Annotated in this window: 24 protein-coding genes; 7 read left to right on the forward strand and 17 right to left on the reverse strand. The window is 62.4% G+C overall.

Annotation, left to right across the window (positions count from 1 at the left end):
• Positions 1-16 precede the first annotated feature (16 nt).
• The 6 genes from AWB75_RS04025 to AWB75_RS04050 are packed head-to-tail and all read right to left on the reverse strand — an operon-like array spanning position 17 to position 6,764.
• The gene (locus AWB75_RS04025; protein ID WP_061122792.1) at positions 17-1,360 is read right to left on the reverse strand and encodes an NAD(P)/FAD-dependent oxidoreductase; all 1,344 of its coding nucleotides are present in this window, start codon (positions 1,358-1,360) and stop codon (positions 17-19) included.
• A gap of 9 nt (positions 1,361-1,369) precedes the next feature.
• On the reverse strand, positions 1,370-2,257 hold the full coding sequence (locus AWB75_RS04030; RefSeq protein ID WP_061122793.1) for a dihydrodipicolinate synthase family protein: 888 nt from the start codon (positions 2,255-2,257) through the stop codon (positions 1,370-1,372).
• Positions 2,258-2,305: 48 nt separating this feature from the next.
• On the reverse strand, positions 2,306-3,601 hold the full coding sequence (glyA, locus tag AWB75_RS04035; protein ID WP_061122794.1) for a serine hydroxymethyltransferase: 1,296 nt from the start codon (positions 3,599-3,601) through the stop codon (positions 2,306-2,308).
• A 55-nt stretch (positions 3,602-3,656) separates the two neighbouring features.
• Positions 3,657-4,538, reverse strand: a complete 882-nt coding sequence (locus AWB75_RS04040) for a glycine betaine ABC transporter substrate-binding protein (protein ID WP_061122795.1) — start codon at positions 4,536-4,538, stop codon at positions 3,657-3,659.
• Between the two features lie 55 nt (positions 4,539-4,593).
• Positions 4,594-5,481: an ABC transporter permease gene (locus AWB75_RS04045; RefSeq protein WP_061122796.1), complete on the reverse strand. Its 888-nt coding sequence runs from the start codon at positions 5,479-5,481 to the stop codon at positions 4,594-4,596.
• Complete coding sequence (locus AWB75_RS04050) at positions 5,478-6,764, reverse strand: quaternary amine ABC transporter ATP-binding protein (protein WP_061122797.1); 1,287 nt, start codon at positions 6,762-6,764, stop codon at positions 5,478-5,480. The genes AWB75_RS04045 and AWB75_RS04050 overlap by 4 nt, the downstream gene beginning before the upstream one ends.
• 103 nt (positions 6,765-6,867) lie before the next feature.
• Between AWB75_RS04050 and AWB75_RS36900 the strand changes: the two genes are divergently transcribed.
• Positions 6,868-7,062, forward strand: coding sequence for a hypothetical protein (locus AWB75_RS36900; protein WP_143746400.1), 195 nt, complete (start codon positions 6,868-6,870; stop codon positions 7,060-7,062).
• A 117-nt stretch (positions 7,063-7,179) separates the two neighbouring features.
• On the opposite strand, the gene AWB75_RS04055 is transcribed toward AWB75_RS36900, so the two are convergent.
• The gene (locus tag AWB75_RS04055; protein WP_061122798.1) at positions 7,180-8,934 is read right to left on the reverse strand and encodes a cytochrome c biogenesis protein DipZ; all 1,755 of its coding nucleotides are present in this window, start codon (positions 8,932-8,934) and stop codon (positions 7,180-7,182) included.
• Between the two features lie 300 nt (positions 8,935-9,234).
• Here AWB75_RS04055 and AWB75_RS04060 point away from each other — a divergent pair, with 300 nt between their 5' ends.
• The 3 genes from AWB75_RS04060 (at position 9,235) to AWB75_RS04070 (ending at position 11,406) form a co-directional block, all read left to right on the forward strand.
• A complete protein-coding gene (locus AWB75_RS04060) occupies positions 9,235-9,810 on the forward strand; it encodes a thioredoxin family protein (protein ID WP_061122799.1) in 576 nt (191 codons plus the stop codon).
• A 171-nt stretch (positions 9,811-9,981) separates the two neighbouring features.
• Positions 9,982-10,491, forward strand: coding sequence for a DUF6622 family protein (locus tag AWB75_RS04065; RefSeq protein ID WP_061123033.1), 510 nt, complete (start codon positions 9,982-9,984; stop codon positions 10,489-10,491).
• 120 nt (positions 10,492-10,611) lie between these two features.
• A complete protein-coding gene (locus AWB75_RS04070; RefSeq protein WP_061122800.1) occupies positions 10,612-11,406 on the forward strand; it encodes a DUF899 domain-containing protein in 795 nt (264 codons plus the stop codon).
• Positions 11,407-11,455: 49 nt separating this feature from the next.
• On the opposite strand, the gene AWB75_RS04075 is transcribed toward AWB75_RS04070, so the two are convergent.
• Positions 11,456-12,319, reverse strand: coding sequence for an alpha/beta fold hydrolase (locus AWB75_RS04075; RefSeq protein WP_061122801.1), 864 nt, complete (start codon positions 12,317-12,319; stop codon positions 11,456-11,458).
• Positions 12,320-12,441: 122 nt separating this feature from the next.
• Between AWB75_RS04075 and AWB75_RS04080 the strand changes: the two genes are divergently transcribed.
• Both AWB75_RS04080 and AWB75_RS04085 read left to right on the forward strand, forming a co-directional pair.
• Positions 12,442-12,804 (forward strand): ArsR/SmtB family transcription factor, encoded by a 363-nt coding sequence (locus tag AWB75_RS04080; RefSeq protein ID WP_061122802.1) that lies wholly within the window; start codon positions 12,442-12,444, stop codon positions 12,802-12,804.
• Complete coding sequence (locus tag AWB75_RS04085) at positions 12,791-13,303, forward strand: SRPBCC family protein (protein WP_061122803.1); 513 nt, start codon at positions 12,791-12,793, stop codon at positions 13,301-13,303. The genes AWB75_RS04080 and AWB75_RS04085 overlap by 14 nt, the downstream gene beginning before the upstream one ends.
• A 34-nt stretch (positions 13,304-13,337) precedes the next feature.
• Here AWB75_RS04085 and poxB read toward each other — a convergent pair whose 3' ends face one another.
• The 6 genes from poxB to AWB75_RS04115 form a co-directional block, all read right to left on the reverse strand.
• Entirely contained in the window at positions 13,338-15,059 is a 1,722-nt protein-coding gene (gene poxB / locus AWB75_RS04090; RefSeq protein WP_061122804.1) for a ubiquinone-dependent pyruvate dehydrogenase, read from the reverse strand.
• Between the two features lie 325 nt (positions 15,060-15,384).
• A complete protein-coding gene (locus AWB75_RS04095) occupies positions 15,385-16,182 on the reverse strand; it encodes a transporter substrate-binding domain-containing protein (protein ID WP_061122805.1) in 798 nt (265 codons plus the stop codon).
• A 38-nt stretch (positions 16,183-16,220) separates the two neighbouring features.
• Positions 16,221-16,949, reverse strand: a complete 729-nt coding sequence (locus tag AWB75_RS04100) for an amino acid ABC transporter ATP-binding protein (protein ID WP_061122806.1) — start codon at positions 16,947-16,949, stop codon at positions 16,221-16,223.
• Positions 16,933-17,586 carry an amino acid ABC transporter permease gene (locus AWB75_RS04105; RefSeq protein ID WP_061122807.1) on the reverse strand — a complete coding sequence of 218 codons (654 nt, stop codon included), beginning with the start codon at positions 17,584-17,586 and terminating at the stop codon, positions 16,933-16,935. The genes AWB75_RS04100 and AWB75_RS04105 overlap by 17 nt, the downstream gene beginning before the upstream one ends.
• Entirely contained in the window at positions 17,583-18,329 is a 747-nt protein-coding gene (locus AWB75_RS04110; protein WP_061122808.1) for an amino acid ABC transporter permease, read from the reverse strand. Before AWB75_RS04110 ends, AWB75_RS04105 begins: the two co-directional genes overlap by 4 nt.
• A gap of 102 nt (positions 18,330-18,431) precedes the next feature.
• Entirely contained in the window at positions 18,432-19,277 is an 846-nt protein-coding gene (locus tag AWB75_RS04115) for an NAD-dependent epimerase/dehydratase family protein (protein ID WP_061122809.1), read from the reverse strand.
• Positions 19,278-19,712: 435 nt separating this feature from the next.
• Between AWB75_RS04115 and AWB75_RS04120 the strand changes: the two genes are divergently transcribed.
• On the forward strand, positions 19,713-20,498 hold the full coding sequence (locus AWB75_RS04120; protein WP_087086466.1) for a FadR/GntR family transcriptional regulator: 786 nt from the start codon (positions 19,713-19,715) through the stop codon (positions 20,496-20,498).
• Between the two features lie 39 nt (positions 20,499-20,537).
• Here the strand turns inward: AWB75_RS04120 and AWB75_RS04125 are convergent, their stop codons facing one another.
• From AWB75_RS04125 to AWB75_RS04135, 3 genes are all read right to left on the reverse strand, one after another.
• Positions 20,538-21,887, reverse strand: a complete 1,350-nt coding sequence (locus AWB75_RS04125) for an MFS transporter (RefSeq protein WP_061122811.1) — start codon at positions 21,885-21,887, stop codon at positions 20,538-20,540.
• Between the two features lie 224 nt (positions 21,888-22,111).
• On the reverse strand, positions 22,112-23,020 hold the full coding sequence (locus AWB75_RS04130) for an SMP-30/gluconolactonase/LRE family protein (protein WP_061122812.1): 909 nt from the start codon (positions 23,018-23,020) through the stop codon (positions 22,112-22,114).
• Positions 23,017-23,847 (reverse strand): NAD-dependent epimerase/dehydratase family protein, encoded by an 831-nt coding sequence (locus tag AWB75_RS04135; RefSeq protein WP_061122813.1) that lies wholly within the window; start codon positions 23,845-23,847, stop codon positions 23,017-23,019. The genes AWB75_RS04130 and AWB75_RS04135 overlap by 4 nt, the downstream gene beginning before the upstream one ends.
• Positions 23,848-24,017 lie beyond the last annotated feature (170 nt).

Below are 24,017 nucleotides of genomic sequence, written 5' to 3' on the forward strand. Positions count from 1 at the left end.
TCATGTCCTCACAGATTCAAAGTTCGGCGCCCGCCGAGAATTCCTTCACCCAGATCGCCGCCGATACCGCGACGTCCGCGATCGGCCGTATCGGCAGCGAGCGTGGATGCGGCTGTTTCAGGAGCTGATTGATCAGATCGTTCGATTGCCCCAGCGCATGTTCGGCGATGAGCTTGCCCGCCGCCGAGCCGCGGCTCAGCCCGAGCCCGTTGCAGCCGACGGCTTCGTACACGCCGTCGTCGCGCTGACCGAAGAGCGCGCCGTTGTTCGCCGACAGACACAGCGCACCGCCCCACGTGTACTGAAGTTCGACATCCTTCAACATCGGAAAGCGCCGGTCGAACGAGCGCTGATGCAGATGCTTCGATTTCGCCAGATCGTGCTCCGATACCGATAGATTCGGCCGGAACGCGAAGTGATTGCGCACGCAAATGCGGTTCGTTGCGAGACGGCGCACGGTGGTGCCCATCGGGTCGGCGGGAATCAGCGCCCACGAGTTCATGCCGCCGAGCCGCGCGATCTCGTCATCGGTCATCACGCGCGACATCGACGCGAACGTGTACACCGGCAACAAGCCGTTCGGATGGCCGCCGAAAGTCGCCGCATACGCGTTGGTGCACAGCACGACGCGCTTCGCTTCGATCTTGCCGTTCGCGAAGCTCAGGAGCTTGGTCTGGCGGCGCGCTTCACGGCCCGTTTCCATGCCCTTCACCGCGCTCATTTCGAAGATGGTCACGTTCGCAGGCTGCGTGGCCGCGAGACCGCGCATGAGCGCCGCCGGCTGGACCGTGCTGCATCCCGGCGTAAAGAGCGCGCTCTGATAAAAACTCGTGCCTGTCACTTTCGCGATGGCCGCGTCGTCGAGCCATTCGCACGGTTCGTCGATGCGCGCAAGGCCATCGGCGAAATGCGTCAGCGCCGCGTGGCCTTTCTTGTTCACCGACGCGTGATACTTGCCGTCGTCACGCCAGTCGCACTCGATGCCGTACTGCTTCACCGTGCTGCGCACGTAATCGATGCCGTGGCGTTGCAGCCGCACATCGGCCTTGTCCGCTTCGACACTGCGCGAGTAACTCTCGCTGCTGATGTCGTGCGGCAAATCCACGAAAAAGCCGGAATTGCGACCCGCCGTGGAGCGGCCGATGCGGTCCGCCTCGACGAGCGCGATAGACGCATCCGGCGCCAGCTCGGCGAGCCGCCGCGCCGCGCACAGGCCGGTGATACCGCCGCCGACCACCACGTAGTCGAAGCGCTGCTCACCCGTCACGCCCTTCGCGGGCGCGGCGGGGGGCAGGCTTTCCCACCAGCCGTTGACACCATCCGGTGCGGGAAACCGCACGAAGTCCAGTTTCGAGGCCATGCACGTGACTTACTGAGCGTTGCGCAGCAGGGGTTGAACGATCTTGGCGAAGGCGCTGCGCTCTTCGTCATTGAGCGTGCCGAGCGGCGCGCGCGCATTGCCCACGCGCGTGCCCGCGAGCTCGCAGCCATAACGCACATACTGGATGAATTTGCCGCTGCGCTCCAGCAGTTCGAGCACCGGCAGGAGTTGCGTCATCAACTTGCGGCCGGTGGTGAAATCGCCTTGCTTCACGCAGGCTTCGAGCAGCGCCGTATGCGCTTCCGGCAGGAAGTTCGATGCGCCCGCGACCCAGCTTCGCACGCCCCACGCGAAAAATTCGAGCGCCTGGTCGTCCATGCCGCAGCTCAGGACGAAGCGATCCGGCAGATGCGTCGCGAGATGGTGGAGATGCGCGATATCGCCGGTGCTCTCTTTCATCGCGGCGAAGTTCGGGCGTTCGAGCAGCTTGTCGAGGACTTCATCGCCGATGGCCGTGCCGGTGCGCGCCGGAAAGTTGTACAGCATGACCGGCATGTCGAGCGCGTCGTCGACCTTCAACAGGTGCGCCAGCAGTTCGTCCTGTGTCGGCTGCACGTAGTAGGGCGCGGCGACCAGCAACGCGTCATAGCCCGCGCGCTTCGCTTCCTTGCCGAGGCGCAGGACTTCGGTCGTCGTCGTCGCATTGATGCCTGCGGTGAGATACGTCTTGCCGCCGACGGCGGAGGCCACCGTGTCCAGCGTTTTCACGCGCTCGTCGAAGCTGAGCGCATAGTATTCGCCCGTGGTGCCGCCGACGCCCATGCCGGCGACGCGGCCGACGAGACTGGCGGCATGCTTGCCGAGCATGTCGTGATCGATTTCGCCGTCGGCCTTGAACGGAGTGACCAGCGGGGTATGTACGCCTTCGAAGCTCATGGTTGACTCTCTGTTGAGTGAATCGTGTGTGGTCATGCGTGTCGCTCGTCAGACGAGCGCTTCCGCATGTGAATAGATCGGGTACAGACTGCACAGATCGCGCACGCGGGCGCGCACCGCGCGCTCGACGTGCGCGTCGCCGTTCGGTTCGTTTTCGAGCGCGGACAGCACCGCGAGGATCATCTCGCCGACCTGCTCGAACTGCGCAGTGCCGAAGCCGCGCGTCGTCGCCGCAGGCGTGCCGAGACGGATGCCGGAAGTCACCGTCGGGTTTTCGGTGTCGAAGGGAATGCCGTTCTTGTTGCACGTGATGCCCGCGCGCTCCAGCGCCTTTTCCGCCTGCATGCCGGTGAGACCCTTGCCGCGCAGATCGACGAGCAGCAGATGGTTGTCCGTGCCGCCCGTCACGAGGCTCAAGTCCCCTGCCTGCAATACCTTGCCGAGCGCCTGCGCATTGCGCAGCACGCGATCGATATACGCGGTGAATTCCGGTCGCAGCGCTTCGCCGAACGCAACGGCCTTGCCGGCGATCACATGCATCAACGGACCGCCCTGCAAGCCGGGATAGATCGCGGAGTCGATCTTCCTGGCGATATCGCCGTCGTTGGTGAGGATGAAGCCGCCGCGCGGGCCGCGCAGCGTTTTATGCGTCGTGGACGTGACGACATCGGCGAACGGCACCGGATTCCGATGCCGCCCCGCCGCGACGATGCCCGCGATATGCGCCATGTCCACCATCAGTAATGCCCCGACGCTATCGGCGATCTCGCGGAACGCGGCGAAATCGAGCGCGCGCGGATACGCCGAATAGCCGGCGATGATCAGCTTCGGACGATGCTGCTCCGCGAGCCGCCGGACTTCTTCGTAGTCGATGCGCAGCGTGTCCGGGTTCACGCCGTATAGCAACGCGTTGAACCACTTGCCCGACAGCGCCGGATGCGCACCGTGCGTGAGATGGCCGCCCGCATCGAGCGACATGCCCATCACGGTGTCGCCCGGCTTCAGAAGCGCGAGCAGGACCGCGCCGTTCGCCTGTGCGCCCGAATGCGGCTGCACGTTGGCGAACTGGGCATCGAACAAAGCGCTCACGCGGTCGATGGCCAGCGCCTCGATGCGATCGACATGCTCGCAGCCGCCGTAATAACGGCGCGACGGATACCCTTGCGCGTACTTGTTCGTCAGCACCGTGCCCTGCGCTTCCATCACCGCCGACGACACGATGTTTCCGGAAGCGATCAGTTCGATCTGCGTCTGCTGACGGCGCAACTCCAAAGCGATCTCCGATGCGATCACGGGATCATGACTCTGCAGGCTTTCGCCAAAGAAGCGCGAGTACTCGTTCACGGGAAAACTCCGGGGAAATCCTGCGTTACGGCTCTACGATAGGTCTAAAACCAGCTTACTGCTGCAGCCAAGCCTTCACCTTGTCCGGGTGTGCGTCGACGAACTTCTTCGCGGCCGTCGCATAGTCGTTGGTCGAATTGCCTTCGAACTCGATCGCTTCGACATCCGCCAGCGTCATCTTGAAGTGCTTGAAGAAGACATCCGCGCGCCGGAACTTCGTCGCGAACTGCTTCGATGCGAACGCGTGAACCTGCTCTTCGCCGCCGAGCGTGCCCTTCGGGTCCTTCAGGTAACGCATCTGCCACTTCTGGAACAGCCAGTGCGGGCTCCACACGGTCGCGACGATCCACTGCTTCGAACCGTAAGCGCGCTGGATCGACGCGAGCATGCCCGCCTCGCTCGCCGATTGCAGCTTGTAGCCCGACAGGTCATACGCCTTGATCGTCTTTTCCGATGCCTGCATCAGCCCGCCGCCCGGCTCGATGCCCTGGATCGTGCCGTTCAGTTGCTTCTGCACTTCGGGCTTCTTCAGGTCTTCGATCGACGAAAGCTGCGACTCGGGCACATACGCGGGCACGGCCCAGCCGTTCTTGCCGCCGGTGTAGATGATGCCGACATCGTCGAGCTGATCCTTGTAGCGCGCGACGTACTGCCCGTGCGTCACGGGCAGCCAGCCGCCGACCATGATGTCCAGATCGCCGCGCGCCACGCCCTGATACTGGATGCCGATATCCGCCTGAACGAACTGCACCGGCTGCTTGATCTGCGTTTCGAGCACGTACTTCGCGACATTGGCCACGGCAAGCACGTCGGCCCAGTTCGTCACGGCGATCTTGAGCGGATCGGCGGCCATCGCCGGGCTCGCGCCGACCCCGAACGCGACGATGGCCGGCGTCACGATCTTGACGATCATTGATTTAATAAGGCGCTTGTTCATTTCGGACTCCGTATCTGTCAATTCGGTATGTAGAGGTTGGCGACGTGAATCAATTTCAGGTTTGCGCGGCCTTGCCCGTCGCCGTCGGCTTGAGCGGCGTGGACACGACCTTCTTTTTCTTCTTCGACTTCACGCCGAAGCTTTCCGTCAGACGATCGAGAATGATTGCGAGCAGCACGACGCCGAGCCCGCCTTCGAAGCCGATGCCGATATCGAGCCGCTGAATGCCGCTCAACACGTATTCGCCGAGACCGCCCGCGCCGATCATCGAGGCGACCACCACCATCGACAGCGCCATCATGATGGTCTGGTTCACGCCCGCCATGATCGAAGGCAGTGCATTGGGCAACTGAATCTTCCAGAGCAGTTGCGTATCCGTGCTGCCGAACGAGCGGCCCGCTTCGAGCAATTCCTCACGCACTTGCTTGATGCCGAGCGTGGTGAGACGCACGACGGGCGGCATGGCGAACACGATCGTCGCGATCACCGCGGGCACGCGGCCGAGACCGAACAGGATCACCGCGGGAATCAGGTACACGAACGCGGGCATCGTCTGCATGAAGTCGAGCAGCGAGCGCAGGATGACTTCGACACGCTTGTTGCGCGCCCCCCAGATTCCGAGCGGCACGCCAATCACGAGACTGAAAAAGGTCGCCGCGATGACGAGCGCGAGCGTCGAAACGGTCTGCGCCCAGAGGCCCATGTAATTGATGGCGTACAGCGCGAGGCCGACGAACACCGCGAACACGACGCCCTTTCTCCACAGCGCGAGGCCCATGAGAATCACGAGCATCGCGATGAACGGCACCGCTCCGAGGCCATCTTCCAGCACCTTGATGACCGCGCCCAGCCCGGCGGAAAATGCGTCGAAACCGCCGCGAAAGTGCGAGAAAAGAAAGTTGACGATGTCTTCGGCGAACTTTCCAAAGATCCCTGAATTCATGCTGCCCTCCGCTCCATGACCTGCTTGAGAATCGTGCGGCAGGACACCACGCCCGCGAGTCTGCCCTGTTCGTCGGTAACCGGCACGTCGTGCTCCTGATTGAGCGCGATGGCCGCGAGTTCATGCAAATCGGTGTTGAGCGGCACGGCCGCGACGTCGTGCAGCAACGCGTCGCTGATCGGGCGCGCGCCGGTCTTGTGCAGCGACGCGGGCGTCACGCAGCCCTGATAGCGGCCGCTTTCATCGCAGACATAGCCGCATTCCGCGCCGCTGTCGATCAGGCTGTTGAGATAACGCTCGGACGGCGCGCTCGTATTGCACGCGATGAGACCACGCTCCACCTTTGTCATCAGGCTCGATGCTTCGAGAAAGCGCGAGACGTCGACGTTGCGGAAGAAGTCGCGCACGTAGTCGTCGGCGGGCGACTGGATCAGCTCGGCCGGCGTGCCGACCTGAATCAGGCGGCCGTCCTTCATGATGCCGATGCGACCGCCGATCTTCACCGCCTCTTCGATATCGTGCGAAATGAACACGATCGTGCGCTGCTCTTCCTTCTGAAGACGCAGCAGTTCGTTCTGCATTTCGAAGCGGATGAGCGGATCGAGCGCGGAGAACGCTTCGTCCATCAACAGCACCGAAGGATTCACCGCCAGCGCGCGAGCCAGGCCGACGCGCTGCTGCATGCCGCCGGACAACTCGCTCGGCAAGAGCTTTTCGTATGAAGCGAGACCGACGCGCGTCAACGCGGCGCGGGCCACTTCATAACGATCCGCTTTCTTCTTGCCGGCGACTTCGAGGCCGTAAGCAATGTTGTCGATGACACTGCGGTTCGGCAGAAGCGCGAACGACTGGAACACCATCGCCATTTTTTCGCGGCGAACGGCGCGCAGTTGGGGCACGCTCATCGGCGCGATGTCGCGGCCTTCGAGAATCACCTGGCCGGAGGTCGGCTCGATGAGACGGTTGAGCAGACGCACGAGCGTCGATTTGCCCGAGCCCGACAGGCCCATGATGACGAAGATTTCGCCCGCATTGACCGACAGGCTGACATCGTCGACGGCAACCATGTTGCCGGTTTGCGCGAAGATTTCATTGCGGCCGAGGCCTTGATTCAGTAGCTCCTGAGCACGCTCCGGCTTGGCGCCGAAGATCTTGGAAAGGTTTTTGACCGTAAGGATTTCGGTCTTGGACGCCGCAACGGAGCGCGCCAGCGATTCGGTTCCTGACTGCGAGGAAACCTGATTCGTGGCGTCGTCGGGTGCGAGAGTTAGGTTGGGAATCATCGGGTCATTCCACCTAGTTCGAAAAAGGGAAACCGTTGCAATGACGCTTCGGATTGGACGCTGCCGTTGCATTCCGGCGTTCATTGCGTTGAATGAAGCGTACATGGCCAATTTCGATCGCCCACCGACATTTTCTGAGCGCTTTTCAATACTTCTGGTAATGCAAGCGCGCGGTGCAGCCGATGCTCAAAAATCGGGATTCGAAATGCGAAAACCGCAATGCCAACAGCGACGGGGCTTTTCGGGCGACAGCGTAATGGGCGGGCGGCATTCCCGATGCGGCTTTTATAAGGAATGACGCTGGAGTAGCTAGGGAATGCACCTAGGCAGGGCCAATTGAATCACTTTTTATGTGGTAAACGCGTCGACGCCGCGCTATTTGGCGCGGCGTCGATTGGGACAAACGATTAAGAAGTTACCCGAAAGTGAAGCTAAATACCTGGGCGCCCGGATCGAGAAACTCGATCTGGAAGGTGCGGTCTTCGACAGTTCCGCTCTGCCGCACGAGTTGATAAAGACGCGCATTCGTGACGATGCCGCTGCCATCGGCGGCCACGTCGGCGCCATGCGATGCGCCCGGTGCGGCGCCATCGATCGTCACGCGGAAGCGCACCGGCTTGCCGTCCGCCGAAGGCCCGAGAACGAGATGCAGATCGCGCGCATGAAAACGATACGCGATGCGCGCCTGCGGCCCCGCCGCCACCGCGGCTTCCCCGCCGACGTTCCACTTTCCTGCAAGCGCCCAGTCGTTGAGCGGGAGCTGCGTCGGCAAGGAATAGTCTTCGACCGCATCGGGCCTCACGCGCTGCGGCGACGCGAAGCCTTGCGCCTGTCTGTAGCCCACATAGGTCTCATCCGAACCGATGTTCGCCGGATCGGCCGCAGCCTGTACGCCGTTTGCCTGAACCGCTTGCGCATCGTGCACGGGCATCGTCTTGCCGTTATCGGCGAGCAGTTGACGAAGCGCGTCCTCGGCCTCGCGATATCCGCCTTCGCCGAAATGATGGAAGCGCACGCGCCCTTGTGCATCGACGATATAGAACGCCGGCCAGTACTGATTGCCGAATGCGCGCCAGATGCCGTAGTCGTTGTCGATCGCGACCGGGTAGCGAATATTCAGGTTCGCGAGCGCGCGCTTCACGTTGCCCGTGTCGCGTTCGAAGCCGAATTCGGGTGTATGCACGCCGATGACGACGAGCCCGTCGTCGCCATAACGCTGCGCCCACGTCTTGAGATACGGCAGCGTGCGCAGGCAGTTGATGCACGAGTACGTCCAGAAGTTGACGACGACGACCTTGCCGCGCAATTCGTTCGCGGACAGCGGCGCGGAGTTGAGCCATGTCGTCGCGCCATCGAGCGACGGTAATCTGCCTTGCACCGGAAGCGCGGACTGCGTCGATACGCGCATGATGTGCGCCCTCTGCGATTGAACGTGCGCAGCCTGCTTCGTCTTCAGCGTGCCGACGAGCTTGCTCTCGATAGCATTCGTCGGCGCGCCGGGGATCAGCGCGAGCACGCGCGTATCGAGCCCCGTCGCGATGGCGGCGACCGTGACCAGCACGAGCGCGCCCGTTGCGCGGCGCACATGCTCGCCGATGCCAAGCGATCGCTTGAGCGCATCCATCGCACGCTTGCCGAGGGTCGACGCGACCGCGAGCCAGCTGGCTGCGCCCGCGGCATACGCGAGGAGCGCGGCAGCCGTGTGCCAGCTCGCGCCATGCAGGGCCGCGCCCGTGAGGATGACGCCGAGGATCGGCCCGGCGCACGGCGCCCACAGCAGGCCGGTCGCGGCGCCCAGCAGCATCGACGAAGCGATGCGGCGCGTCGTGCCCTGCGTTTCCGAACGCGCGACGATGCGGTCCGCGAGCGCCGACAGCGGACGCGTGAGCCGGTCGGCGACGGATGGAAACAGAAGCGCCGCGCCGAACAGGGCGAGCGTCGCGAGCGCGATCCAGCGGCCGTACTCGCTCAGTTGCGCGGCGCCCGCGAGACCGGCCACGCCGAGTGCGGTCACGAGCGCGAACGTGCCCGCGAGCCCGACGAGAAGCGGCAGTCGATCAGTGATGAAGGGCTTGTCCGAGCGCGCGAACACAAATGGCACGACCGGCAGGATGCACGGACTCAGCACAGTGAACACGCCGCCGAGAAACGCAATGACGATGAGTGACATGAGATCGGTCTTCCATGGAAAGCAGTTGGACGGACCGGCATCGAACGCCGGGGAAACGGCACATCAGGCCATGTGACGTATTTCAGCGCTTTCATGTATCGCGGGAATTTCAGAAGGGGCGCGCGATGCAACGGCATGTATCGGCCGCGCCGCCGGATACATGCCGATACAAACGCGCGCTTCTTCGTATCTCACTGTGTCTGACCGCCTCGTCGACACATGACGATGCAATTCGCCCGCAGACGCGATACATCCCCGCGCTTCAATACGCTTCATCGTCGATTCAAAAGGAGAACCGTCATGTTCGATCGTCTCAAGATCGCGGCCGTCGCCACTGCGATGGTCGCCGCGCTCGGCGCTGTCGCCGCGCTCGCCGCACTGTCATCGACCGGCATCGCGGCCGGCGTGCAAACGACACAGCAGACCGGCGCGCAGGCGCCCGATTTCGCCGGCATCGAAAACTGGATCAACAGCGCGCCGCTCGATCTCAAACAGTTGCGCGGCAAGGTCGTGCTCGTCGATTTCTGGACCTTCGATTGCATCAACTGCGCGCATACGCTGCCGCATGTGAAGGAGCTGTATTCGCGCTATCGCGACAAGGGGCTCGTCGTGGTCGGCGTGCATACGCCCGAGTACACGTTCGAGCGCGATCTCGGCAATCTTCGGAACGCCGTCAAAAAATACGGAATCGAGTATCCGGTCGCGCAAGACAATAGATACGCGACCTGGAACGCGTACAACAACCAATACTGGCCGGCGCTGTATCTGATCGACCAGAACGGCAAGATCGTCTACAGCCACTTCGGCGAAGGGCGATACGCGCAGACCGAAGACGCGATCCGCGGCTTGCTCGGATTGAGCGAGACGAAAGGCTGAATGGCGTATTCCGGAAAAAAAACGCGCGTTCGAGTCGAGCGCGGTTTTGCGTTCAGTTATTTTCCGGAACGGATCGTCATCTGCGGACGCGAGCGGGCGCGTCGTCATCATTCGCGGCTAATTCTCGGGCGTCATCATCTGCGTCAAACAACCGCCGAGAAGGAGATGATCATGTCGCTATTCGCCATCATTCAAGGCACGCCGACCTGGGTCTGGTTGCTGCTTGCGTTCCTCGTCTATCGCGGAGTCAAGGCATTGCAGACGCAAACGACGCCGCTTTCGAAGCTCGCGATCATTCCGCTTATTTTTGCGGGCATGGGCGTCGCGCATCTGATTTCCGCGCCGCTCGCGGGCGTGGCCGCCGTCGCTGCGTGGGCCATTGCGCTGGGCGTGGGGTTCGTGGGCGGCGTGTTCAACGCGAGCCGGACGCGTTACATCGTCGATCCGATTGCGCTGACGGTCATGTCGCCGGGGTCCGTCGTTCCGCTTTTGCTGATCCTCGCCACGTTCGCGACGAAGTTCTGGCTCGGCATCGAACTGGCCACGGCGACGAACGTCGCGGCGCTCGCGACATATGTGGTGATCGATGCCGCCGTGTCGGGCGTCGTCGCGGGCATGTTCGCCGGCCGTTTCTACACGTACTGGAAGGCGGTGCATGCGCTGCGCGCGTCGTGGGCCTGAGATCGTGTCGCGCATCGGCGGATTCCCGATGTGCGTCACACTTGTTACTCCCCCGCATCCGATTTCGAGTTCAGACTAACTCACGGCACACAACGCCCAACTCAGGAGGTTGCCAACGCCATGACTACATCAGACGAAAAAGGAACGACAGCCGCACAGACCGGAATGCGCATGCCGCCAGTCGTATCGAAAGACGAATGGGAAGCGGCGCGCGAGAAGTTGCTCGTCAAGGAAAAAGCGCACACGCGCGCACGCGACGCGCTCGCCGCCGAGCGCCGCCGCATGCCGTGGATGGCCGTGAAAACCGACTACATGTTCGAAGGCCCGGACGGCAAGATCGGCTTTCTCGATCTGTTCGATGGCCGGCGCCAGCTGATCGTCTATCGCGCGTTCTACGAGCCGGGCGTATTCGGCTGGCCCGAGCATGCGTGCCGCGGCTGCTCGCTGGTCGCCGATCAGGTGGCGCACGTCGCGCATCTGAACGCGCGCGACACCACGCTCGTTTTCGTATCGCGCGCGCCGCAGCAGGACATCGCGCGGCTCAAACAACGCATGGGCTGGGATATTCCATGGTTCACGCTGACCGATTCCTTCGATGCCGACTTCAGCGTCGACGAATGGCACGGCACCAACGTGTTCTTCCGCGATGGCGACCGGGTGTTTCGCACCTATTTCCTCAATAATCGCGGCGACGAGCAGATGGGCAATACGTGGAATTATCTCGACATCACGCCGCTGGGCCGTCAGGAATTGTGGGAAGACTCGCCCGAAGGCTATCCGCAAACGGCGACCTACAAATGGTGGAACTGGCACGACAGTTATGTCGACGATGCTGCGCCGGACAAGAAATGGGTCGAGATATCGGACGCGGGCGAAGCAGCGTTTCGCGCCGAGAGCGCGAAAAATAAAACGTGAGAGTGCACTTTCTTTCGACACTGGTTTTCGATAAACGGAACGTCGCTCGTCATTCGATCGCGCCCATGAACGTCAGCCATTCGCCGACGATCGCCTCGGGCGCGTCTTCCTGCATCAGATGACCCGATCCGGGGACACGCGTGAAGCGCGCCTGTGCAATGCGCGACGCCAGCTCGACACCCCGCTCCACCGGTATCCATTCGTCCTCTTCGCCCCAGAGTATCGACACGGGACACGTCAATTCGCCATAGCGCGACTGAACCTCATCCGTATAGCGCTGATCCATCTGCGCGATCTGCCGATAAAACGCGGCCTGTCCCTGCTCTCCGGTCCAAGGATGCGTGTAGATGCGCAGCGTCTCGCTGTCCAGACGCCGATGCGCCGCGCCTTGCAGATAGGCGTCGAGCATCGCCTGATGCATGTAGGGCGGCACGCCCGCGAACGCGGCTTCATGCTGCCGCACGTGGCGCACGAAGGGCGATCCCCACGGCGCGACCGCGACCGGATCGACGAGCATCAGCGAACGATACGCACAGCCATTCAACAGCGCGGCCCTGAGCGATGTCGCGCCGCCGAAATCGTGCGCGAGCACATCGGGCAATGCGCCGTCCCAGTTGGTGCGCCAGTGATCGAGCAATGCCGCGAGCACGCGATTCTGCACGCCGAGCGACACATCCTGTCCGTCGCGCATCTCCGACACGCCGTAGCCTGGCAAATCGAAATAATGCACACGCCGCGAACGTGCCGCGATCGGTGCGATCCGCCGCCACACCTGCGATGAAAACGGCGTGCCATGCACCATCACGAGCGGCGCGCCCGCGCCGATCACGCCGTAGCGCACGGCTTGTCCCTCGAAGTCGAAAACATGATCGAGCGGCAATGCATCGCCCGATGGCCGATTCGTTTCGCTCATGTCGCCTCCCACGGATTTCGATGCACGAGCATAAAACACGTTTCGGAATGCCGCACTTGACGGCCGCGATTCGCGTTCGTATATTACCGCTCAGCTATATAACCAATCGGCCATCGAAACGCATGCGCGAAGAGAACTTGAATCAGGTTTTCGCGGCACTCGCCGACCCGACGCGCCGCGCGATAGTCGCACGCCTCGCGAGCGGCGAGGCCACCGTGAATGAGCTCGCGGAGCCGTTCGAGATGACGCAGCCGTCCATTTCCAAGCATCTCAAGGTTCTGGAGCGCGCGGGGCTGATCTCGCGCTCACGCGCCGCGCAGACCCGCCCTTGTCGACTGGAGCCTGCCGCGCTCGGTGAAGTCGCGAGCTGGATCGACGCATATCGGTCGATTTGGACGGACAGCTTCGACAAGCTCGACGCGTTGTTGAAAACGAAGCCGAAAAAATCATCGACATCGAAAGGAAGAAAACATGCCGCAAAGTAACCACACCGCCGCCCAAAGCGTGACCTTCGAAATGAACCGCGTATTCGACGCACCGCCCGAACGCGTGTGGCAAGCATGGAGCGACGCGGATCAGATCGCGCGCTGGTGGGGCCCGAAGGGATGCACGCTGGATTTGCGCCGCTTCGAGTTCCATCCGGGCGGCTTCTTCCACTACGCGATGAAATTCGCAGGCGCTCCCGCGATGTGGGGCCGCTTCAACTATCGTGAGATCGTGAAGCGCGAGCGTATCGTGTGGCTCAACTCGTTCGCGAACGAGCATTGCGGCATCGCGCGCGCACCGTTCAGTGAGGAGTGCCCGCTGGAGATCGAAAATGTGGTGACGTTCAGCGATGTCGATGGCAAGACGCTGGTAGCGCTGCGCGCGAAGCCGTTCGGCGCGATCGAGCAGGAGCAACGTTATTTCGATAACTTGCGGCCTTCGCTCGAACAAGGCTATGGCGGCACGCTGGATCAACTGGCCGACTTCCTGCGCGGCTGACAAGCGCGCGGCCCCGAGGGCCGCGCTTTCATGCTCAACGCAAGTTCGTCCGCGCAAGCTCGACGATCTCGTCACCACGCCCGCTCAGAATCGCACGCAGCATATAGAGGCTGAAGCCCTTCGCCTGCGACAGCTCGATGGTCGGCGGCATCGCGAGTTCATGCTTCGACGTGACCACATCCACGACCGCCGGCCCCTTGTGCGCGAATGCTTCGCGCAACGCGTTCTCGAGCTGCTCCGACTCTTCCACGCGCACCGACCAGATGCCGGCGCCCTTCGCGATCTGCGCGAAGTCGGTCTTGCTCAGATCGACGTTGGTGTCGAGATAGCCGCCCGCCTTCAGCTCCATCGACACGAAGCCGAGCAGGCTGTTGTTGAACACGACGACCTTGATCGGCAGATCGAGCTGCACGGCGGAGAGGAGATCGCCAAGCAGCATCGACAAGCCGCCATCGCCCGATAGCGACACCACTTGCCGTTGCGGTTGCGCAGCCTGCGCGCCGAGCGCCTGCGGCATCGCGTTGGCCATCGAGCCGTGATTGAACGAGCCGTGCAGTTGGCGCTTGCCGTTCATCGTCAGATAACGCGCGGCCCAGAGCGTGGGCGTGCCGACGTCCACGGTGAAGATCGCATCCTCGGCCGCGAGTTCATCGACGAGCTTCGTCAGATATTGCGGATGAATCGGACGGCCCGGTGCCGACGGCGTCGCGAGATCATCGAGATCCTTGCGCGCGGTCGCGTAGTGCTTCAGCGCGTTCGCCAGGAAACGGCGCTCGTTCTTGCGCTGCAGCTTCGGCAAGAGCGCAGCGAGCGTCTCCCTGATCGTGCCGACGAGTCCCATCTCCAGCGGCGCACGGCGCCCGAGTTGCGAGCCGCGCCAGTCGATCTGCACGATCTTCGCTTTCGGCGGATAGAACGGCCGATACGGAAAATCGCAGCCGAGCAGAAGCAGCGTGTCGCACGACATCATCGCGTGATAGCCCGAACTGAAACCGATGAGCCCGGTCATGCCGACATCGAACGGATTGTCGTACTCGATGAACGGCTTGCCGCGCAGCGCATGCACGATGGGTGCGCCGAGCGTATCGGCGAGCGCGACCACTTCGTCGTGCGAGCCCGCGACGCCGCTGCCGCACATGATCGTCACCGCCTCGCAGCCGTTCAACAGGTCCGCGAGCTTGTCGAGATCCGCGTCCGCGGGCAGGATCGCGCCGGGCGCGCTCGCGGTCCAGCGCGGCTCGACGTCCGGGCCGTCGCTCAACGCGACATCGCCCGGCAGCACGATCACCGCGACGCCGCGCTGATCGATCGCCGCACGCATCGCACGTTCGAGCACGCGCGGAAACTGCGACGCATTCGACACCAGTTCCACGAAGTGACTGCACTCCTTGAACAATTCCTGCGGGTGCGTTTCCTGGAAATACCCGAGACCGATTTCCGTCGACGGAATATGCGCGGCGATGGCAAGCACGGGCTGATGATTGCGATGGCAATCGTAGAGGCCGTTGATCAGGTGCAGGTTGCCCGGCCCGCAACTGCCCGCGCAGACGGCGAGCTTGCCCGTCGCGGCAGCGTCCGCGCCTGCTGCGAAAGCGGCCGCTTCTTCGTGGCGCGTATGCATCCAGCGGATCGAGCCTACGCGGTCGAGGCTGAATGCGAGTCCGTTCAGGCTGTCGCCCGTCACGCCCCAGATGCGTTCCACGCCCGCTGCGGCAAGCGTCTTCGCCAGATAGTCGGCAACCGTCTGTTTGGCCATGATGGTTCCTGTAAATGGAGTCCTGCGAATGGCGGCGTCGCGCGGCACTGCGGCCCGCGACGCATGCGCAATGGCTCAATGCATGCAGCATGCAAAACGAAGAGGCAGTGTACGACGGAGAACCCGGGATTGTCCTGAACGGTGCCGAAGCCGTCTGGCCTGGCGCGGGTCGGCGCGCGCACGCACGACGCGACGCGCGAATTTTGAATGCATTATTCCCGAAGGAATCTTGTATGCAGAATGCAGTGAGAGCCGGCCATATGCCTCCGGAACGGCGCGTCCCGGAGGCATACGGCGGTCAGACGCGTCTCGACGACGCCAGCGGTCAAGCGCCCTTGCGCACGCTATCCGGCAGATCGCGTCCGTGATACTTCTTGTAGATCGTGTTCAGATTGCCGTTCTTCTGGTTCGTGGTGACCCAGTTGTTCACCCATTCCTTGAGGCGCGGCTGATCCTTGTTCAGCGCGATGCCGAGATCGAAGTTCTTTTGCTCGAACTTCATTTCGATGTTGCGTTGCGGCGCGCGATGCTGCATTTCCTGCAGGTTCGACGGCGTGCTCGAGAAGACGTCGATCTGACCCGTGACCATTGACGTGATGAGCGTCGCGTCGTCCTCATAGCGCTGGATCTGCGCGCCCTTCGCCTGCTGCGTCGTGAGCGTGTCGTTCACCGTTGCGCGCGTGAGGCCGATGGTCTTGCCGTCGAGGTCCGCATAGTCCTTCACCTTGATCGTCTTCACGCCGCCGACGATGATCGTGATCACCGCATACGGCACCGAGAAATCGACCACCTTCGCGCGCTCGGGCGTGATCGACAGATCGGCGATCACGAGATCCGCGCGCTTCGCCTGCAGCGTCGGAATGCGCGCGGCGTTCGTGATCTGCACGAGTTCGAGCTTCACGCCCAGATCCTTTGCGAGCGCGGCAGCCGTATCGACATCGGACCCCGCGGGCTTGAGGTTCGCGTCGGCGTAGCTGAAGAGCGGCGTGCCCATCGCGATCGCGACGCGCACGACGCCTGCTTTCTTGATGTCGTCGAGTTGATCGGCCATCGCGCTGTGCATGGCGCCTGCCATCATCAAGGTGGCGAGTGCGGCGCGTGCAATGATTGTCTTTGCTTTCAAGTCAAGTCTCCGTTGTTATCGATATTGCGTTAGTCAAATCAAAGTCCGTTATCCAGAAACGCACGCAATTCAGGCGTGCGCGGCGCATCGAGCATGCTGCCGTCACCCACTTCCCATACCTTGCCCTGATGCATGTAGATGATGCGGTCCGCGACGCGCTTCGCGAAGGCCATCTCGTGCGTGACGAGCAGCATCGTCATGCCGTCCGCCGCGAGGTCTTCCATCACGCGCAGCACTTCGCCCGTGAGTTGAGGATCGAGCGCGGAGGTCACTTCGTCGAACAACATCACTTTCGGCGACATCGCGAGCGAGCGCGCAATCGCCACGCGCTGCTGCTGTCCGCCTGACAATTGTTCGGGATAGGCATCCGCTTTCTGACCAAGACCGACCTGCTCCAGCACGTTCGTCGCGATGCGTTTTGCTTCATCGCGCGACATCTTTTTCACGTGACGCAGCGCGAGCATGATGTTCTCTTCCACCGTCAGATGCGGAAAGAGGTTATAGCTTTGAAACACGATGCCCACTTCGCGGCGCAACAGATGCAGATCGACTTTGGGATCGTCGACGCGAATGCCGCACACTTCGATCTGACCTTCGTCGATGGTTTCGAGGCGATCGATGCAGCGCAACGCCGTGCTCTTGCCCGAGCCGCTCGCGCCGATCACGGCGATCATTTCGCCCTTGTTGACTTCGAAGGACACGCCTTTGAGAACATGATTGGAGCCGAAGCTCTTGTGAATCTCGCCGACCTTAACGATTGCTGACATTGAGCTTGTTCTCCATCGTTTGGCTCCAGCGCGAAAGCGGATAGCACAGGACGAAATAAAAAGCGCCGACCAGTCCGAAGATGAGGAACGGCTGGAAGATAGAGTTGTTGATGATCTGGCCCGCGCGCGTCAGTTCGATGAAGCCGATCACCGAAGCGAGCGACGTCATCTTGATGAGCTGCACGAGAAAGCCGACCGTCGGCGGCAAGGCGAGCCGCATCGCCTGCGGGATGATCACGAGACGCAGCGTCTGCCAGCGCGTGAGCGACAGGCACTCCGACGCTTCCCACTGCGGCTTGGGCATCGCTTCGATGCAGCCGCGCCAGATATCGCCAAGATATGCGCTCGAATAAACCATCAGCGCGAGGCCCGCCGCGACGAGCGCCGGCACCTGATAGCCATACACCGACAAGCCGAAGTACACGATGAAGAGCAGGATCAGCAACGGAATGCCCTGAATCGCTTCGATATACACGAGCGCCGCGCGTGCAAGCCAGGCGCGCGGCGAGATGCGCGCGAGCATCACGACGAAGCCGCCGATGCCGCCGAGCACGAAAGCAAGCGCGGACAGCGCCAGCGTCCAGCCGATCGATTGCGCCAGATAGACGAGATGCGATGCCGTGAATCCGCCACTCATGCCGCACCTCCCGGAATGACCGTGTCGATGCGCTGCGAATCCGGCGGCGCCTTGCCCGCGCGCTTCGCGGCGAGACGGATCGCGCGGCGCCGCTTGAAGAGATGCTCGCCGACCTGCCACGCAACGAGCTTGATGATCAGCGACAGCACGAGATACAGCGCCGCGACCACGATGTACGTTTCGAGCGAGCGGAACGTATCGGACTGCACGGTATTGGCGACCGCCGTGAGCTCTTCCGCCGAGATTTGCGAGGCGATGGCCGAGGCCTGCATCATCAGCAGGAACTGGCTCGTCAACGCGGGATAAACCTTTTCGATCGACGGCTGGAGCATGACGTGCCAGCCGATACGCCACTTTGACAGCCCCAGGCACTCGGCCGCCTCGATCTGGCCGCGTGGCACCGATTCCAGACCGGCGCGAATGATCTCGGCCGCATAGGCGCCGATGTTTATCGTCATCGCGAGCGCGGCGGCCGCGAAGGTCGGCATACGCAATCCAATGCTTGCAAGACCGAAATACAGCAGAAAGATCTGCACGAGGAACGGCGTGTTGCGCACGGCCTCGATATAGATGATGCAAACACGCGTCAGCACCGGCACCTTCGCGCGCTTGGCGAACGCGACCAGCATGCCGAGGATCAGGCCGAAGAACACGGCGACGCACGTCATCTTGAGTGTCAGCCACGCGCCCAGCAGGAACGTCGGCCAGTACGGCAACAGCGGTGAAAAATCGAGAGAAAACATGGCGGCAAAGTCACTGTTATGTTGGGGCGCTCTGTTCAATGCGGCCGGCGCGTGATGTATGACGACATACTACAAATGCCGTGATATTGCATCTTGCATGCATTAAACCGGGTCGAACGGGCCAGTCGTCGTGAAGGCGCCGCCCTGCAGCACGGCCACCGGATCGGTGGGGGCGGGTGGCGGCGTCGCTTCCACCTTGTCGCGGAATGGCTCGGACGAATCGCGCGGCACGAAACCCAGATGCGCGGCGCAGCGGTTGTCCCACCAGGTGTGCGCGTTCGCGGACATGCCGAAGACGATCGTGTGCCCGACGTCCGGCGTGAAGAGGCTGCGGCGCAACAGGTCGTGAAAATCGTCGTAGCTCATCCAGCTCGCCATCATGCGGCGGTCTTTCGGCTCCGGAAACACCGAGCCGATGCGAATGCTCACGGTCTCGATGCCGTAACGGTCGAAATAGAGTTGCGCCGTGTCTTCGCCGAACGACTTGGACAAGCCGTAGTAGCCGTCGGGACGTTTGCGCGCGGCGGCGTCGATTCGTTCGTCCTGCCGATAGAAACCGGTCACGTGATTCGAGCTCGCGAACACGATGCGCTTGACGCCCTGACGGCGCGCTGCTTCATAGAGATTGAACACGCCCTTGATGTTGGCTTCGAGAATCTCCTCGAACGGTCGCTCCACCGATACCCCGCCGAGATGAACGATCGCATCGCAATCTTTGGCGAGCGCATCGACGGCCTGTCGGTCGGCCAGATCGCACGCAACGATTTCTTCGTGAAGCGCCGCGTCGCTCGCAAGGACGCCGGGCAGATCGGAGATGCGCACCTGCCGCGCGAATTGCGCGACACGATGCCGGATCGCCCGCCCGATTCCGCCCGCGGCGCCCGTCAGCAGCAAGCGGTCGAATTGCGCGGCGCAGTCGGCGGACGATGCGCTGTGTTGTTGTTCCATCGAATTTTGTCTCCGTCATGCAAAGCTGTCGTGCCAGGGTCTGTTCACATATAAAACGTGCATGCGTTGCCCCGTAAAGGGCCGATCGCAAGGAATGCGACGAAGCTAATACGTCGGTATTCGCGAGGAGCATGACGCCGCGAGCGGCCCTTTACGGGGCAACCCCTGACTAAAAAAAATCCAATCCAGGGGAACGCCCGAAATCGGCCGTACTGCGGCGTCGCGCATCGCTTGTTTGGGGAGGCCAAACGGCGCGCCGCGCTCCTTGCACTACAGCCGATTTCGGGCGTTCGCATGCACGTTTTATATGTGAACAGACCCTAGGCTTAACCCTGCACGCAACTTCTTGTACGTTGTCATATCACTGCATGACGCATATCATCATTTGCCGACCGATTTGTCAATGTGTGTAAAACCCATTCCAACGAGAACGCCGTGACGCTATCGCCCAATTTTCATGCCGACACGCTCCCCGCTTCTTCGGCCTGTCCTGCCGACGGCGCCACTGCATTGCCCGGCACGCGACGCAGCCTCACCGCGCAACTGGTGGATGCGTTGCGCGCGCAGATCGATTCGAAGGAGATGAAGCCCGGCAGCCGACTGGCGACCGAAGCGGAGATGGTGCAGCGGTTCGGCGTGAGCCGCACGGTGGTGCGCGAGGCGCTATCGCGATTGCAAGCCGCCGGTCTCGTGGAGACGCGGCATGGCATCGGCACGTTCGTCAGCGAAGCGGGCGCGTCGCCGCTTCTGACGCTCGATCCCGCCGATGTCGCCGGCTCTCTCGATGCGCTCGCGATTCTCGAACTGCGCATCAGTCTGGAGACCGAATGCGCGGGACTCGCGGCCACGCGTTGCAATGCCGAGCGGCTGGCGACGATGCGCTCCGCCCTCGCCGATTTCGCGCAGAGCGTCGGCAGGGCGACCGATACCATCGCGCCGGATCTGCGCTTTCACATGGAGATCGCGCAAGCGACGAACAATCGCTATTTCGTCGAGATCATGGAGCATCTCGGCACGCGCATGATTCCGCGCACGCGCATTACCGCGACGCCCATTCCGCGCGATCAGTACGCGGAGTATCTGATGCGCGTGAATCGCGAGCACGAGCAGATCGCGGATGCCATCGAACGCGGCGATGCGGACTCGGCGCGCACGGCGATGCGCCTGCATCTGATCAATAGCCGAGAGCGGTTGCGCCGGGCGCAGGCGTCATCCGACTGAATGCGCAAGGACCGCGCGGTCCTTGCGCTGATGCAACGCTCAGCGGGCTGCCATGTTCGGCTCGCCATCCTTCCCGTCATCCGGATGTGAAATCGTCTCCAGCGCGGAGTCGTGATGCAGCAGCAACACCGCCGCCACACCGACCATCCCCGCGCCCGCGAGACACAAGAGACCTGCGCCGAAGCCGCCCGTGCTGTCCTTGATCCAGCCCATCGCATAAGGTCCGAAGAAGCCCGCGAGATTGCCGAGCGAGTTGATCGCGGCAATGCCGCCGGCCGCCGCCGCACCCGAGAGGAACGATGCCGGCAGCGTCCAGATCACCGGCAGGCAGCCGAAGATGCCGAAGCCCGCGATCGACAGCGCGACCATCTTCAGGACCGGGTTATCGAGTCCCGCCGATGCGGCGATGCCGCCCGCCGCCACCATCAGCGCGATCGCGACATGCCAGCGGCGCTCCATCTTGCGATCCGAATGACGTCCCCAGAGCACCATGCTGATCACGCCGACCACATACGGCAGCGACGTGACGAAGCCCGTCTGCACATTCGTCAGGCCGAACGCCTTCACGATCTGCGGCAGGAAGAAGCTCAGGCCATAGTTGGTCGCGTTCGCGCCGAAGTAGATCAACGCAATGGCCAGCACGCGCGGATTGAAGATGGCTTCCTTCACGCTGAACGCATGTACGGCCTCGCGATGCGCCCGCTCATGCGCCTGACGATCGACGAGCCATTCGCGCTCGTCCTTCGCGAGCCAGTGCGCGTCGGCGGGTTTGTCGGTCAGATAGAAGTACACGACGAACGCAAGCAGGAGCGCGGGAATCGCTTCGATCAGATACAGCCACTGCCAACCGGCCATGCCGTTGATGCCGTCCATCTGCAGCAGCGCGCCGGAGATGGGCCCGCCGATCACGGTCGACAGTGGAATCGCCGCCATGAAGTAGCCGACGACGCGCCCGCGATACTTCGCCGGAAACCACAACGTCAGCAAAAAGATGATGCCGGGAAAGAAGCCCGCTTCAGCGACGCCGAGCAGAATGCGCAGGCCGTAGAACACATAGGCGTTCGACAGGCCCGTCGCCTGCGCGATGTGCGGGATGTAGGCCATCGCCGCCGCGAGGATGCCCCACGTGAACATGATTCGCGCGATCCAGCGGCGCGCGCCGAACCGTTCGAGCAACAGGTTGGACGGCACTTCGAAAAAGAAGTAGGCGATGAAGAAAATGCCGGCGCCAAAGCCGAACATGCTCGCGGTGAAGCCGAGCGCCTTGTTCATCTGCAACGCCGCAAAGCCGACGTTGACACGGTCCAGATACGCGATGAAGTAACACAAGATCAGGAACGGCACGAGGCGAACCATCACGCGCCTCATGGTGCGAGCTTCAAGGTCCATCTATGTCTCCTCCAGATAGAAGAATCGGCAGGTCTTTGAGATACCTGCGGAGACTACTCTCTAAGGAGAAACTAAAGCATTGGTGTTTGACCTTGGTATCGGTTCCGAAGCGTGACGTGCCTCGCTTTTCGATGCGCGCCGACGCGGTGCACCAACTGCCTCGCATCCCAAAATGTGCGAAAAAATTGCGTGCAGGGCGGATGGACCGCCCCGCTTTTTGCAATTTATGCGACCGGTAACACCCCGGCGTAATTCGGCTCCGGTAAGCCTTGCACACCGGGGTTCAATGCGAACACGAAACCATCGTCTTCAGTGGCATTCGTTGCCGGACGAATCGTCGTGACAAACAGCGTCTTCAGGTCTGCGCCGCCGAACGCGCACATCGACGGCTTGCTCGCCGGCAAGGCGATCTCGCGATCGAGCCTGCCTTGCGGCGTGAAGCGCAGCAGGCGGCCCGCATCGTTGGCGCAGGTCCAGTAGCAGCCGTCCACATCGACGGCCGCGCCATCCGGGCGTCCCGCGTAATCGTGAAGATCGGCGAATACGCGCTGCGCGCCTGGCGTGCCAGTCTCCGGACCGAAGTCGAATGCCCAGACGAGACGGCGTTGCGGATGCGAGTCGGACAGGTACATCGTTCTGCCATCGGGCGACCATGCGAGACCGTTCTGGGTGATCAAACCTTCGACAACCGGTGCGGACAACGTGCCCTTTTCATCGAAGCGGTACAACGCGCCCGCGGTGCTCGCGAGCGACATGTCCTGCACCATCGTTCCGGCCCAGAAGCGCCCTTGCCTGTCGCAACGGCCATCGTTGAAGCGCATGCCGGAGGCGGGAAATTCCGGCGCGGCCAGCGCGATGGCGCGCGCTTCGTTTGCGTCCGAAAGCGTCACGGCGAAGACGCCGCTCTCCATGCCCGCGACGACACGCCCGGCCGAATCGAACGCGAAACACGCGACCTGTTCGTCGAACGCCCATTCCGTACGGCGCGCGGTTCCGATGTCGAGCCGGACCATGCGCCGCGCCGGAATATCGACCCAGTACAGCGCGTTTTCTTCGCCACGCCACACCGGACATTCGCCGACCGTCGCGCGTCCGCCCGCGTCGAGCCGCTCGACGCGCACTGTTGCGCTCATCGCTTGCGCTCCATCGGTTCGCCCAGCACGAACGCACCGCCCTGGAAACGCCGCGCGGGATCGTCGCGCTCCGCGCTCGGCGCGGTGACCGGGAAGAGGCCGTTGAACTGCGTCGAACTGTCTTGCGGATTGAAGCCGATGAATCCCGCCTTCGCGTTGTCCCACCACTTCACCGGATTGTCCGACGCGCCATACACGACCGCATGACCGACGCGATTCGTGAACAGCGAGCAGCGCACGAGTTCGATGAAGTCGCGGTAGCTCAGAAACGTGACGAGCATGCGCGGATTCTTCGGTTCCTCGAAGGACGAGCCGATGCGCAGGCACACCGTCTCGATGCCGAAGCGATCGAAGTAATAGCGCGACAGCGACTCGCCGAAGCACTTGGTCACCCCGTAGAGGCTGTCCGGGCGCAGCGGCGAATCCGCGTCGAGCACCTCGGTGACGGGATGAAAGCCGATTGCATGGTTCGAGCTCGCGAACACGATGCGCTTGACGCCATGACGGCGCGCCGCTTCGTAGAGGTTGTACGTGCCGCGGATATTCGCTTCGATCAGATCGTCGAAGGGTGCGTCGATCGAAATGCCGCCGAGATGCACGATCGCATCGACGCCTTCGACCAGTTGCATCACCTTCTCGCGATCCGCGAGATCGACGGCGCTGACTTCTTCGTGACTCGCCGCATCGTCGAGCGGTGCGATGTCGGAGAGCCGCACGACGTCGGCCCATTGCGCGAGCGCGCCGCGCAACTGGCGGCCGAGATTGCCGGCCGCGCCGGTCAGAAGCAGGCGCTTGAACGGCTTGTCCGCTGCGTTTGGCTGATTCATCGAGACTCCTGTCGAATACATGGTGATGCGTTGAAAGCAAAAAGGAAGAAAACGTTTTCTGGACTATAGCGATCGGCTGGGCCCACCGTCAAACGACGTTTGGCATGCAAAAACGATGCATGCAAAATGCAAGATGCGATGTCATCGTTTCCCGAATTTCTGCGACAATC

The sequence above is a fragment of the Caballeronia catudaia genome (genome assembly GCF_001544755.2).
GTDB lineage: Bacteria > Pseudomonadota > Gammaproteobacteria > Burkholderiales > Burkholderiaceae > Caballeronia > Caballeronia catudaia.